The organism is Streptomyces longwoodensis, assembly GCF_001514125.1.
Taxonomy (GTDB): Bacteria; Actinomycetota; Actinomycetes; order Streptomycetales; family Streptomycetaceae; genus Streptomyces; species Streptomyces longwoodensis.
Genome location: NZ_KQ948561.1, coordinates 65102 through 77687 on the forward strand (window position 1 = coordinate 65102; position 12586 = coordinate 77687).

General features: G+C 73.7%; 11 protein-coding genes. 5 read left to right on the forward strand and 6 right to left on the reverse strand.

The features are described 5' to 3' along the window. The first annotated feature begins 3 nt into the window (after positions 1 to 3). Positions 4 to 630 carry a TetR/AcrR family transcriptional regulator gene (locus tag AQJ30_RS29165; protein WP_067239888.1) on the forward strand — a complete coding sequence of 209 codons (627 nt, stop codon included), beginning with the start codon at positions 4 to 6 and terminating at the stop codon, positions 628 to 630. A 33-nt stretch (positions 631 to 663) separates the two neighbouring features. Continuing rightward, on the forward strand, positions 664 to 1401 hold the full coding sequence (locus tag AQJ30_RS29170) for a Mut7-C RNAse domain-containing protein (protein ID WP_067239890.1): 738 nt from the start codon (positions 664 to 666) through the stop codon (positions 1399 to 1401). Positions 1402 to 1432: 31 nt separating this feature from the next. On the opposite strand, the gene AQJ30_RS29175 is transcribed toward AQJ30_RS29170, so the two are convergent. Continuing rightward, on the reverse strand, positions 1433 to 3460 hold the full coding sequence (locus AQJ30_RS29175; RefSeq protein ID WP_067239892.1) for a thioredoxin domain-containing protein: 2028 nt from the start codon (positions 3458 to 3460) through the stop codon (positions 1433 to 1435). Positions 3461 to 3615: 155 nt separating this feature from the next. On the opposite strand from AQJ30_RS29175, the gene AQJ30_RS29180 reads away from it, so the two are divergent. Beyond that, positions 3616 to 6816 (forward strand): tetratricopeptide repeat protein, encoded by a 3201-nt coding sequence (locus tag AQJ30_RS29180; RefSeq protein ID WP_067239893.1) that lies wholly within the window; start codon positions 3616 to 3618, stop codon positions 6814 to 6816. A 57-nt stretch (positions 6817 to 6873) separates the two neighbouring features. On the opposite strand, the gene AQJ30_RS29185 is transcribed toward AQJ30_RS29180, so the two are convergent. Both AQJ30_RS29185 and mca read right to left on the reverse strand, forming a co-directional pair. Continuing rightward, complete coding sequence (locus AQJ30_RS29185; RefSeq protein WP_079084377.1) at positions 6874 to 7146, reverse strand: hypothetical protein; 273 nt, start codon at positions 7144 to 7146, stop codon at positions 6874 to 6876. Further along, complete coding sequence (mca, locus tag AQJ30_RS29190) at positions 7139 to 7999, reverse strand: mycothiol conjugate amidase Mca (protein ID WP_067239896.1); 861 nt, start codon at positions 7997 to 7999, stop codon at positions 7139 to 7141. The genes AQJ30_RS29185 and mca overlap by 8 nt, the downstream gene beginning before the upstream one ends. Before the next feature lie 177 nt (positions 8000 to 8176). Here mca and AQJ30_RS29195 point away from each other — a divergent pair, with 177 nt between their 5' ends. After that, on the forward strand, positions 8177 to 8578 hold the full coding sequence (locus AQJ30_RS29195) for a DUF4307 domain-containing protein (protein WP_067239898.1): 402 nt from the start codon (positions 8177 to 8179) through the stop codon (positions 8576 to 8578). Positions 8579 to 8720: 142 nt separating this feature from the next. Further along, positions 8721 to 9221, forward strand: a complete 501-nt coding sequence (greA, locus tag AQJ30_RS29200) for a transcription elongation factor GreA (RefSeq protein ID WP_067239900.1) — start codon at positions 8721 to 8723, stop codon at positions 9219 to 9221. An 80-nt stretch (positions 9222 to 9301) separates the two neighbouring features. On the opposite strand, the gene AQJ30_RS29205 is transcribed toward greA, so the two are convergent. From AQJ30_RS29205 to ilvA, 3 genes are all read right to left on the reverse strand, one after another. Further along, a complete protein-coding gene (locus AQJ30_RS29205) occupies positions 9302 to 10108 on the reverse strand; it encodes an ABC transporter permease (RefSeq protein ID WP_067240215.1) in 807 nt (268 codons plus the stop codon). 5 nt (positions 10109 to 10113) lie between these two features. Further along, the gene (locus tag AQJ30_RS29210) at positions 10114 to 11091 is read right to left on the reverse strand and encodes an ATP-binding cassette domain-containing protein (protein ID WP_067239902.1); all 978 of its coding nucleotides are present in this window, start codon (positions 11089 to 11091) and stop codon (positions 10114 to 10116) included. 252 nt (positions 11092 to 11343) lie between these two features. After that, positions 11344 to 12573, reverse strand: a complete 1230-nt coding sequence (gene ilvA, locus AQJ30_RS29215; RefSeq protein ID WP_067239907.1) for a threonine ammonia-lyase — start codon at positions 12571 to 12573, stop codon at positions 11344 to 11346. Positions 12574 to 12586 lie beyond the last annotated feature (13 nt).

A 12586-nucleotide genomic window follows, 5' to 3' on the forward strand; every position in this document is an offset into this window, starting at 1 on the left:
GCCATGACGCCCGTACACACCTCCCCCGCGCCGGACGGTCCCCGGCCGGGCCTCCGGGAACGGAAGAAGATCAAGACCAGGACGGCGATCCGCGAGGCGACCTATGCGCTGATCGCGGAGCAGGGGTACGAGGCCACCACGATCGAGCAGATCGCGGAGCGGGCCGAGGTGTCGCCGTCCACGGTGTTCCGGTACTTCCCGACCAAGGAGGACATCGTCCTCACGGACGAGTACGACCCGCTGATGCTGGAGGAGCTGCGCTCGCGTCCCGCCGACGAGCCGTGGACGGACTCCGTCCGGTACGTCGTGGGCCGGGCCGTCCAGCTGTCCGACCAGGACCTCGCGATCACCCGGCTGCGGGCCCGCCTGATGACGCAGGTGCCGGCGGTGCGCGCCCGGATGCTGGAGACCATGTCCGTCACCGGCCGGATGCTCGCCCAGGCCGTCGCCGAGCGCGCCGGCCTCGGCACGGACGACCTGGAGGTACGGGTCTACACGATGTCCCTGATCGGGGGCCTCGCGGAGGTGTACCAGTGGTGGGCGGAGAACGACATGCGGGAGGACCTGTACGGCCTCCTCGACCGCGCCCTGACCGTGCTGGAGCAGGGGTTCCCCGGGAAGAAGCCCTGAGGCCGGCCCACCCCCGCGTGTCATCCTGACCCCGTGACCCCACCCGAGATCCACGTCGACGTCGCCCCCGAGCTGGCCCTGTTCGTCCCGCACGCCCGACGCCGGGGCAGCACGGCGCTCGCCGTCGACGGCGTCTCCACGCTGGGCCACGTCGTCGAGTCGCTCGGCGTCCCGCTCACCGAGGTCGGCGCGCTGGTCGTCGACGGCCGCCGGGTGCCGGTCGGGCACGTCCCGGCGGACGGCGAGTCGGTGAGCGTCCGGCCCGTCACGCGCCCCCAGCGGGTGCCCGGGGCGCCCCTGCGCTTCCTGCTCGACGTGCACCTGGGCACCCTGGCCCGCCGGCTGCGGCTGCTGGGCGTGGACACGGCGTACGAGTCGACCGACATCGGCGACCCGGCGCTGGCCGCACGGTCGGCCGCCGAGCAGCGGGTGCTGCTCAGCCGCGACCGGGGCCTGCTGCGCCGGCGCGAGCTGTGGGCGGGCGCGTTCGTCTACAGCACCCGCCCCGACGACCAGCTCGACGACGTCCTCGACCGCTTCCGCCCCGAGCTGCGCCCCTGGACCCGCTGCACCGCCTGCAACGGCCTGCTGCACGAGGCCACCAAGGACGAGGTCGCCGACCAGCTCGCCCAGGGCACGCACCGCACATACGACGTGTTCGCCCGGTGCGACTCCTGCGGCCGCGCGTACTGGAAGGGCGCCCACCACGACCAACTGGAGGCCATCGTGGAACGCGCGGTGACGGAGCACGGGGGGCGGGACACCCCCTAGATGTGCTGTCCGGGACGGGCCCCGGGTGGCGTCAGCCGCGCAGGGTCCTGCTCAGGTGCTCCGGGTCCGTCGTCGGGGCGTCGCAGGTGAAGTTGCGGCAGACGTAGGCCGTTGCCGTGCCGCCGGCCAGGGGGCGGTCGGCGAGGAGCGGGAACTCGTCGCTGTCCGGGGTGCCCCAGGCCAGGACCGCGCCCGGTGCGGTGCCGAGCAGGGCCGTGCGCTGCAGGAGCCGGGTGGCGGGGTCGTCCAGGGCGGGGCCCACCACCGCGACCTCCTTCGGCCCGTCGAGCAGCGCCTCCGCCACCGCGAGCCCCCAGCCGATGAACCGCGGCACGCGCGGCCCGAGCGCCTTGACGACCCCGAGGGCCCGCTCGGCGGCGGTCCGGTGCGGCTCGGAACCGGTGTGCGCGGCGTACGACAGCAGCGCGCCGGCGGCGGCCGTCCAGCCGGAGGGCGCGGCGTTGTCCGTCGGGTCCTGCGGGCGCCGGATCAGCCGCTCGGCGTCCGCGGCCGTGTCGAAGAGGGTGCCGTCCTCGCCGAGGAACCGGGTCAGGACGTGGTCGAGCAGCAGCCCGGCGAAGTCCAGCCAGACACCTTCCCCGGTCACCGACGCCAGCGCGAGGAAGCCCTCGGCGACGTCGGCGTAGTCCTCCAGCACCCCGGCGTTCGCGCCGGCCCGGCCGTCCTTGCTGGTGCGGGCGAGCCGCCCGTGCTCGTCCAGGTGCACCCGGACCAGCAGGTCGGCGGCGGCGAGGGCGGCCTCGACCAGGTCGGGCCGCTCGAAGCAGGCGCCGGTCTCGGCGAGCGCGGCGACGGCCAGCCCGTTCCAGGCGGCGACGACCTTGTCGTCCCGGCCGGGCGCCGGGCGCGTGGCCCGCGCGGCGAGCAGCCGCACCCGTGCCGACTCCACCCGCGCCGCGTCGAACACGCTGTCCTGCTGCGGGAGTTGCAGCACGGAGGCGCCCTCCTCGAAGGTGCCCTCCTCGGTCACGCCGAAGTACTGGGCGGCGAGTTCGGCGTCGTCGTGCAGCACCTCGCGCAACTGCTCCGGCGTCCACACGTAGTAGGCGCCTTCGACGTGCCGGCCGGTCCCGTCGTCGCTGTCGGCGTCCAGCGCGGAGGCGAACCCGCCCTGCTCGGTACGGAGTTCGCGCACCATGAAGTCGGCGGTCTCCAGGGCCACCCGGCGGGCGAGCTCCGACCCGGTGCTGCGCCACAGGTGCGTGTACACCCGGCACAGCAGCGCGTTGTCGTAGAGCATCTTCTCGAAGTGCGGGACCACCCAGTCCCGGTCGACGGAGTAGCGGGCGAAGCCCCCGCCGAGCTGGTCGTAGATGCCGCCGCGCGCCATGCGCTCACAGGTGTCCCGCGCCATCTGCAGCGCGCCCTCGGCGCCGGTGCGGGCGTGGTGGCGCAGCAGGAACTCGACCACCATGGACGGCGGGAACTTGGGCGCCGCGCCGAACCCACCGCGCTGCGCGTCGTACTCCCGGGTGAGCGCCAGCAGCGCCTGCGCGAGCTCCTGCTCGCCGGGGGCGTCGGTGCCGCCGAAGGCGATCTCCCGCTGGGTGAGGTCCCGGACGATCTTCCCGGCGACCTCGGTGACCTCGTCGTGCCGCTCGTTCCACGCCTGGGTCACACCGGCGAGGACCTGCCGGAAGGACGGCATGCCGTGCCGGGGCACGGGCGGGAAGTAGGTGCCGAAGTAGAACGGCTCGGCGTCGGGCGTGAGGAACACGGTCATCGGCCAGCCCCCGTGCCCGGTGGCGGCCTGCACGGCCTCCATGTAGACGGCGTCCACGTCGGGCCGTTCCTCGCGGTCGACCTTGACGTTGACGAAGTGCTCGTTGAGGTAGTCGGCGGTCGTCCGGTCCTCGAACGACTCGTGCGCCATCACGTGGCACCAGTGGCAACTGCTGTACCCGACGCTCAGCAGCACCGGCAGGTTGCGCCTGCGGGCCTCGTCGAACGCCTCGTCCGACCAGGGCCACCAGTCGACCGGGTTGTCGGCGTGCTGGAGCAGGTACGGGGACGTCTCTAGGGCCAGTCGGTTCGCCATGTCTCCCATCCTGCCGCAGTACCCCGCACGACACCGCTCAGGCACCCCGCACGGCACCGGCCCCGGTCCGGCCCCGTCACGCACCCTCGCCCCGGCGCGCCCGCGGCACCACACTTGACCGTGGGACACCGTCGGCGCGGAGGGGGACGCGGGACATGCGGGACGCTCATCGGAGCGAGGTGGAACGGCTGTTGGAGCGGGCCGTGCGGGAGGAGGTACGGCGCGCGGGCGGGCGTACGGACGGCGCGGCGCTGCTCGCCCGGGGGCGCGCGGCGCTGGACGAGCTCGCGCGGCCGGCCGCCGAGGAGTACGAGGCGTACGTGCGGGCGCTGGACGAGGCGGAGGCCGGCCGGGTCGGCTTCGCGCAGCGGTACGCCGCGCAGGGCGGCCGGACCCCTCTGGTCGTCGCGTCGGTCGCCGCGGTCACCGCGGTCGTCGCCGACCTGGTGCTGGGCACCGGGCCGGGCACCGCGCTCGGCACGGGTGCGACCGTGGGCGTCGTCGGCGCGGCGGCGACCGTGGTGAAGGCCGCCGGGGCCCACCTGCCCGCCGCGCACCACCGGGCGGGCGCGGCGGGCCGGCCGGGCGGCCCCGAGCAGCTGCGCCTGCAGTGGCTGAGCGCGCTGGAGGTACGCGGGATCCGCCCGTTCCTGGACCAGCAGCGGGTGCTGGGCGCCACCACCGGTCCGCGGCGGACGGGACCGCGGCTGCGCGGCGCCGACAAGAGCGCGGCGGCCCGCGGCCGGACGCTCCTGGAGCAGTCGTACGGCCAACTCCCCGAGGTGGGCGGTGCGTTCGCGGGGCGGCGCGCGGAGCTGGAGCGGATCCGGCAGTGGGCACGGGCGGGCCGGGCGAGCACCACCACCCGGCCGACGGTCGTGGTGCTGCACGGGGAGCCGGGCAGCGGCCGGACGGCGCTGGCGGTCCGGGCCGCGCACGACCTGCGCGACGAGTTCCGCGGGGCGTGCGTGGTGGACCTGCGCGGCGCCAGCGCCGAGGAACCGCCGCTGCCCACCCGGGACGCCCTGCTGCACCTGCTGAACCGGCTCGGCGCACCGCGCGAGCAACTGCTCTTCCGGGAGCGCTCGTCGCCCGACCAGCAGGTCAAACGGCTCGGTGAGCTGTACCACCAGCACCTGGCCGGGGTGCCCGTCATCGTGGTCCTGGACGACGCCTCGGACGCCGCGCAGGTCCTCGCCCTGGTGCCGGAGCGCTCCGACAGCCTGGTCCTGGTCACCGCGCGCACCCCGCTGGACCTGCCGGACGACGGGCCGGCGCGGGTGCACGAGCTGCCGGTCGCACCGCTGGAGCCGGCCGGCGCGGAGGAACTGCTGGGCGCCGCCGCGCAGGACCGCACCGGCCCGTACGACGCGGAGGCCACCGAGCGGATCGTCGGCCTGTGCGGCGGGCTGCCGCTGGCACTGCGGGTCGCCGGGTCCTCGCTGGGGCCGCGCTCACCGCGCCGGCTGGCCGCGGACCTGGCGGCGTACGGTCCGGTCGGGCCGGTGGAGCGGGCGCTGTGGCTGCGCTACACCGACCAGCCGGAGCCGGCCCGGCGGCTGCTGCGGCGGCTGGCGCTGTCCGGCCGGGCCTCGCTGGGCGTGGCCGCGGCGACCGCGCTGCTCGGCACGGACCGCACCGAGGCGGCCCGGCACCTGACGGACCTCGCCCGGGCCGGTCTGGTCGACACCGTCCGCGGCGACCGGTACCGGCTGCACGACCTGGTGCGGGCCTTCGCGCAGGCCCGGCTGCTGGAGGAGGAGGACCCGGCCGAGCGCGCCGCCGCCCAGCAACGCCTGATCGTCAGCTGCGCCGAGCTCGCCGACTCGGTGCTGCGCCTGGTCGACGGCAACATGTCGACCCGCTCGGACCGCTTCACCCCGCACGGCTTCACCTCCCTGGAGGAGGCGCTGCGCTGGCTGGACGACGAGTCGAGCTTCATCACGGCGACGCTGCGGCACGCGGAGGGCGTGGACCGGGCGGCGGTGCTCAGCCTGCTGGGCGCGCTGTGCGACTACTGCCTGCTGCGCGGCGACCTGTACCGGCTGGGCGAGATCAGCGAGCTGGCCCAGTCCGTCGACGAGGACCTGCTGGTGCGCTCGGTGCAGTGGCGCACCGGCATCGCGGCCCGCCAGCTCGGCGAGCTGGACAAGGCCCGCACGACGCTGGCCTCGGTGGTCGACCTGTACCTGCGGGCCGACCACGACGCCGGAGCGGCCCGCGCCCTGGGCTCGCTGGGCATCACCCTGCACCACCAGGGCCGGCTGACCGAGGCGGCGGCCAAGCTGCGCGAGGCGCTCGACCTGCAGACGGCCCCGGAACTGGCCACCGACCGGGCGTGGACGCTGCACGCGCTGGCCGCCGTGGAACGCGACCGGGCCCGGCCCGCCGAGGCGCTGGACCTGCTGCGCCGGTCCCTGGAGCTGCACCGGGAGGGCGGCTCGGTGCACGGCGAGGCGTGGGCGCACTTCCAGCGGGGCCAGCTGTACCTGCGCCTCGACGACGTCCCGCGGGCCGAGGCCGACCTGCGCACCGCGCTGGAGCTGTACGGCCGTACCCGCGACGCCCGCGGTGAGGCGTGGGCGCTGACCCAGCTGGCCAGGGCCCGGCTGGTCGCGGGCGACGCGGCGCCGGCCGCGGAGGGACTGCGGGGGGCGGCGGCCCGGCACCGGGACAACGAGGACGCGCGCGGCGAGGCGTGGACGGTGCACTACCTGGGGCTGGCGCTGGAGGAGGGCGGCGACCTGGACCAGGCGGTGCGGGAGCTGGAGCGGGCCCGGTCGATGTTCTCGCGGATGCGGGACGTGTACGGCCTGGCGTGCGCCCGCCACCACTCGGCGCGGGTGACCCGCGACCAGCGGGCGGCCCGGACGGGCTCGCTGCGCAACTCCGGCTTCGCCCGCCAGCTGCTGGTGGACGCCCGTGCCGACTTCCAGCGCATCGGCGTCCCGCACGGTGAGGCGTGGACCTGTCTGGAGCTGGCGATCGTGGACGCGGGCAACGCGCGCACCCCGCAGGCGCTGGCGCTGTGCGACGAGGCGGCGGGCCTGTTCGCCTCCTACGGCGACCGCCGCGGCGAGGACTGGGCCCGGTTCCTGCGCTGCACCCTGCTGCCGTACGCCTCCCCCGGCGGTGTGGAGGTCGGCACGGCGGTCGCCGAGGAGGAACTGACCCGCCTCGCGGGGGCCGACCATCCGCTGCGCGACAGCAAGCTCACCGACTGCGTCGAGGCGCACCGGCTCCTGCTGGAGCGCGGGGTGATCCTGGAGAAGGGCTGGCAGGCGTGGCACCTGGGCACGGTGCCGGACCGCCACGCCCGGGAGGTGATGGGGGTGGCGGTGGACCTGGCGGACTGACCGGCGCGGCCGGGCGGGCGGCACCCGCCACCGTCGGCCGGGCCGCCGGCCGGCCGCTCAGCCCCGCTGCGGCCCGGCCTCGGACGAGCCGGTGGTGCGGGCCGCCGTGCCCGCCTCCCGGTCCGCGGTGTCCTCGGCGCCGGGGGGCTCCTTGAAGTCGACCTTGCCCATGTGGCGGTTCATCGACTTCATCAGCGCCCACACCGCCACCGCCATCGCCGCGAAGACGATGAAGCCGAGGACACCGGGGGTGACCTTGTTCTCGTCGACCTCGGCGAGGGGGACGAGGTGTGCCATTGCCACGCTCACGCTTGCGCTCATGTCAGGCATTGTCGCGGATGCCCGCGAAGAGGTCGTCCTCGGGGAGGGAGGTGTCCACGAGCGACTTCGCCAGCTCGTACTCCTCCGTCGGCCAGACCTCCTTCTGCAGGTCCAGCGGCACCCGGAACCAGCCCCCGTCGGGGTCGATCTGCGTGGCGTGGGCGATCAGCGCCTTGTCGCGGATCTCGAAGAACTCCGCGCACGGCACGTGCGTGGTGAGCGTGCGGTCCTTGTGACCGGAGTCGTCCCAGCGCTTGAGCCAGTCCCCGTAGGGCGACTCCAGGCCGCGGTCGAGCATCGCCTGGTGCAGGGCCTCGGTGCGGGGGCGGTTGAAGCCCTGGTTGTAGTAGAGCTTCAGCGGCCGGTACGCCGGGCCGTACTCGGCCTCGGGGTACTTCTCGGTGTCCGCCGCGCCCTCGAACGCCACCATCGAGATCTTGTGGGTCATGATGTGGTCGGGGTGCGGGTAACCGCCGTTCTCGTCGTAGGTGGTGATCACCTGCGGGCGGAACGCGCGGATCTGCTTCACCAGCTCGCCGGCCGCGTGGTCGACGTCCTCCAGCGCGAAGCAGCCCTCGGGCAGCGGCGGCAGCGGGTCGCCCTCGGGCAGCCCGGAGTCGACGAAGCCCAGCCACTCCTGCTTGACGCCCAGGATCTCGCGGGCCTCGTCCATCTCCTTCTTGCGCACCTCGTGGATGTGCTCCTCGATGTACGCGTCGCCCTGGAGCTTGGGGTTGAGGATGGAGCCGCGCTCCCCGCCCGTGCAGGTCACGACCAGCACGTCCACCCCCTCGGACACGTACTTCGCCATGGTGGCCGCGCCCTTGCTCGACTCGTCGTCGGGGTGGGCGTGCACGGCCATCAGTCGCAGCTGGTCAGTCAAGACTCAATCCTCGTAAGTCGGCGCCCCGCGTCTGGGGGTGCGTTCGGCGGCTTCTATAGTGACCGAATCGGGGGTCCAATAATTCCGGGGCCCTGCTCCGGGGACGGTTTTCGGAACACCGCCCGCCACCGACCAGGACCCGGCGAGAGGACGATCATGAGTACGACGCCGAGCACCCGGGTGCCCGAGCGGCGCTACGGGCCTTCCTCGGACCGGAACGCCGACCGCACGCTCAAAATCGTCGGTGCCGTGCTCGGCGCGCTGCTGCTGCTCCTGGTCGGCTACTTCGCCTACCACTACGTCGGGCAGAACAAGATCAGCGCCCAGGTGATCGCCTTCCAGGCTCAGGACGACGCGGTGTCGGTGCACCTGGAGGTCCACAAGGACGCCGGCACCAGCGGCTACTGCACGGTCCGCTCGCAGGCGGCCGACGGCTCCGAGGTGGGGCGTGCGGACTTCCGCTTCACCGGCTCGGCCACCCGCGTCGACAAGGTCGTCACGCTCCGTACGACCGCGCGCGGCACGACCGCCGAGCTGCTCGGCTGCCACGCCGACTGACCTGCGTTGACGACAATCTGGTCGGTTATGTCCTCCCCCTTTCGCCGGTGAATTGTTAGGCTCGTGGTTTCGCCCTCCCCTGGAGGAACATGCTTCTGGGTGGGGCGACGTTTTGTATTCCCAGTACCTACGAGGAGCACCTGTGACCCAGACCAGCGAGAACGTCACCTGGCTGACCCAGGAGGCGTACAACAAGCTCAAGGACGAGCTTGAGTACCTTACTGGTCCTGCGCGCACGGAGATCGCCGCCAAGATCGCCGCCGCGCGCGAGGAGGGCGACCTGCGCGAGAACGGCGGGTACCACGCGGCCAAGGAGGAGCAGGGCAAGCAGGAGCTCCGCGTGCGCCAGCTGACCCAGCTCCTCGAGAACGCCAAGGTCGGCGAGGCCCCGGCGACGACGGACGGCACGGTCGCGCCCGGCATGGTCGTGACGATCGCGTTCGACGGCGACGAGGACGACACGCTGACCTTCCTGCTGGCCTCCCGCGAGTACGCCAGCTCCGACATCGAGACCTACTCGCCGCAGTCGCCGCTGGGCTCCGGCGTCACCGGCCACAAGGTGGGCGAGGACGCGGAGTACGAGCTGCCCAACGGCAAGAAGGCCTCCGTCCGCATCCTCAAGGCCGAGCCCTACAGCGGCTGAGCCGCTCACCCGCACCACCCCGCGGCCCCCGGCGTCCTGACGGTGCCGGGGGCCGCGTCATGCCGCGGCCGGTGGAGGGGTCAGCCGTCCGCCGCCCGGTACTTGCGCACGGCCAGGGTGCGGAAGACCCCGACGATCAGCACGGACCAGATCAGGGAGGCCCACACCGGGTGCTGCATGGGCCAGGCGTCGGACTGGACGACGCCGGGGTTGCCGAACAGCTCGCGGCACGCCTGCACCGTGGCACTGAAGGGGTTCCACTCGGCGATGTGCCGCAGCCAGGGCGTCATCTGGCTGGCGTCGACGAAGGCGTTGGAGATGAACGTCACCGGGAAGAGCCAGATGATCCCGCCCGACGTGGCGGCCTCCGGGGTGCGGACCGAGAGCCCGATCAGGGCACCGATCCAGGTGAAGGCGTAGCCGAGCAGGAGCAGCAGGCCGAAGGCGCCCAGGACGCGGCCCGCGTTGGTGGGTTCGGCCGAGCCGGTGCGCCACCCGACGATCAGGGCCACGATCGCCAGGACGGTCAGCGTGATGCACGTCTGCACGAGGTCCGCGACGGTCCGGCCCGTCAGCACCGCGCCGCGGGCCATCGGCAGGGAGCGGAACCGGTCGACGAGCCCCTTCTGCATGTCGTCCGCGATGCCGGCGGCCGAGCCGGCGGTCGCGAAGGTCACCGTCTGGGCGAAGATGCCGGCCATCAGGAAGTTCTTGTAGACGTCCGGGTCGGTGGAGCCCCCGACGCTCATCGAGCCGCCGAAGACGTAGGTGAACAGCACCACGAACATCACCGGCTGGATGACGCCGAACAGGACCATCTCGGGGATCCGGGTCATCCGGATCAGGTTCCTGCGGGCGATCACCAGCGAGTCGGACACCATGCTCATGCCGCTCATGACGCGGTCTCCTTGTCGCTCTCGTCGTCTGCGGTCTCGGCGGCGTGTCCGGTCAGGGACAGGAAGACGTCGTCGAGGGTGGGCCGGCGCAGCCCGATGTCGTCGATCTCGATGCCGCGGCCGTCCAGTTCCCGGATCACCTCGGCGAGCAGCTTGGCGCCGCCGGTGACCGGGACGGTCAGCTTGCGGGTGTGGTCCTCGACCGTGGTGTCGCCCTTGCCGAAGCCGCGCAGCACCTCGGCGGCGGTCGCCATCGCGTCGCGCTCGTGCACCACGACCTCGACGCGCTCGCCGCCGGTGCGGGCCTTGAGCTGGTCGGAGGTGCCCCGGGCGATCACCCGGCCGTGGTCGACGACGGCGATGTCGTGGGCCAAGTGGTCGGCCTCCTCCAGGTACTGCGTGGTCAGCAGCAGGGTGGTGCCGCCGGAGACGAGCTGCTTGATGACCTCCCACAGCAGCTGGCGGTTGCGGGGGTCGAGCCCGGTGGTCGGCTCGTCCATGAACATCACGGGCGGCGAGACCACCAGCGCGGCGGCCAGGTCGAGGCGGCGGCGCATGCCGCCGGAGTAGGTCTTGGTGGGCCGGTCGGCGGCCTCGGCGAGGTCGAACCGCTCCAGCAGCTCGGCGGCCCGGGCCTTCGCGGGCCCGGCCTTCATCTGGTAGAGCCGGCCGACCATCTGCAGGTTCTCCCGGCCGGTCAGGTACTCGTCGACCGCGGCGAACTGGCCGGACAGGCCGATCGAGCGGCGGACCCGGACCGGGTCCTTGAGCACGTCGATGCCGGCCACCAGGGCACGGCCGCGGTCGGGGCGCAGCAGGGTGGTCAGGCAGCGGACCGTGGTGGTCTTGCCCGCGCCGTTGGGCCCCAGCAGGCCCAGGACCGTGCCCTCGGGGACGTCGAGGTCGACGCCGTCCAGAGCCTTTACGTCACCGAAGGTCTTCACCAGGCCTTCGGCGTAGATGGCGCCCGGCATAACAGTTCTCCACGTCGTCGGGGTCGTCGGGGATCCGTCGATGAGTTCGGATGGCGAGTCAAGTCTCAGTGGGCGTGGGTGCGGCGCGCCCCTGGTTTTCGGGGACGCCCGGACCGTGACCCGGCACACACCATAACGCGATGTATCGCGAGTCACAACGGGTTTCGGGCAGATGACCCGAAGGAGTGAGCGACCGGCCGACGGGGGGACCAGGCGGGAGGACCAGGGGGCCCGAGGGGGCCCCTCCCCGGCTCAGTCGATGACGGTGTACCCCGCCGCCCGCAGCGCGCGGCCGACCTCGGTGCAGTGCTCCGGGCCCATCGTCTCCAGCTGGAGCTCCACCTCCGCCTCGGTCAGACCGAGCCGCGGGTCGGTGCGGATGTGACTGACGTCCAGGACGTTGGCCTCGACCCCCGACAGCACGCCCAGCAGCGTGGCGAGCGCCCCGGGCCGGTCCGTCAGCCGCAGCCGCACGGCCAGGTAGCGGCCCTGCGCCGCCATGCCGTGCCGCAGCACCCGCTGCATCAGCACCGGGTCGACGTTGCCGCCCGACAGCACCGCCACCACCGGCCCCTCGAACGCGCCGGGCCGGCTCAGCAGCGCCGCCACCGGGCTCGCCCCGGCCGGCTCCACGACCAGCTTGGCCCGCTCCAGGCACAGCAGCAGCGCCGCGGACAGCTCGTCCTCCGACACCGTGCGCACCTCGTCGACCAGCGCCCCGACCAGCGCGAACGGCACGTCGCCCGGCCGCCCCACCCTGATCCCGTCGGCCATCGTCGCCGGGTTCTCCAGCGCGACCGGGCGCCCGGCCGCCAGCGACGGCGGGTACGCGGCCGCGCCCGCCGCCTGCACGCCGACGATCCGCACGTCGGGCCGCACCGCCTTCACGGCGACCGCGATGCCCGCCGCGAGACCGCCGCCGCCGATGCCGACGACGACCGTGCGCACCTCCGGGCACTGCTCCAGGATCTCCAGGCCCACCGTGCCCTGACCGGCGATGACGTCCGGGTGGTCGAAGGGGTGGATGAACACCGCGCCCGTGCGGGCCGCGTACTGCTGCGCGGCGGCCAGCGTCTCGTCGACCACCTGCCCGTGCAGGCGCACCTCGGCGCCGTACTCGCGGGTCGCGCTGATCTTCGGCAGCGGGGCGCCCTTCGGCATGAACACCGTCGAGCGCACCCCGAGCAGCGACGACGCCAGCGCGACGCCCTGCGCGTGGTTGCCGGCGCTCGCCGCGACCACCCCGGCGGCCCGTTCCTCGGGCAGCAGGCCGGCGATCCGCACGTAGGCGCCGCGCAGCTTGAACGACCCGGTCCGCTGGAGGTTCTCGCACTTGAGGTGCACCGGCTGCCCCACGAGCCGGGACAGGTACCTGCTGCCCTCCATCGCGGTCGTGCGGGCCACGCCCGACAGCATCTTCTGCGCGCCCCGGACGTCGTCCGCGGTCACGGTCCGCAAGGAGTCAGCCGTGCTGTAGCTCATGACCCCAGCATCG

Coding starts and splice junctions, on each gene's coding strand:
- AQJ30_RS29180 (WP_067239893.1), top strand. CDS start 3,616: ATGCGGGACGCTCATCGGAGCGAGGTGGAACGGCTGTTGGAGCGGGCC.
- mca (WP_067239896.1), bottom strand. CDS start 7,999: ATGGCCGTGCACGCCCACCCCGACGACGAGTCGAGCAAGGGCGCGGCC.
- ilvA (WP_067239907.1), bottom strand. CDS start 12,573: ATGAGCTACAGCACGGCTGACTCCTTGCGGACCGTGACCGCGGACGAC.
- AQJ30_RS29205 (WP_067240215.1), bottom strand. CDS start 10,108: ATGAGCATGGTGTCCGACTCGCTGGTGATCGCCCGCAGGAACCTGATC.
- AQJ30_RS29195 (WP_067239898.1), top strand. CDS start 8,177: ATGAGTACGACGCCGAGCACCCGGGTGCCCGAGCGGCGCTACGGGCCT.
- AQJ30_RS29165 (WP_067239888.1), top strand. CDS start 4: ATGACGCCCGTACACACCTCCCCCGCGCCGGACGGTCCCCGGCCGGGC.
- AQJ30_RS29185 (WP_079084377.1), bottom strand. CDS start 7,146: ATGCCTGACATGAGCGCAAGCGTGAGCGTGGCAATGGCACACCTCGTC.
- AQJ30_RS29175 (WP_067239892.1), bottom strand. CDS start 3,460: ATGGCGAACCGACTGGCCCTAGAGACGTCCCCGTACCTGCTCCAGCAC.
- AQJ30_RS29210 (WP_067239902.1), bottom strand. CDS start 11,091: ATGCCGGGCGCCATCTACGCCGAAGGCCTGGTGAAGACCTTCGGTGAC.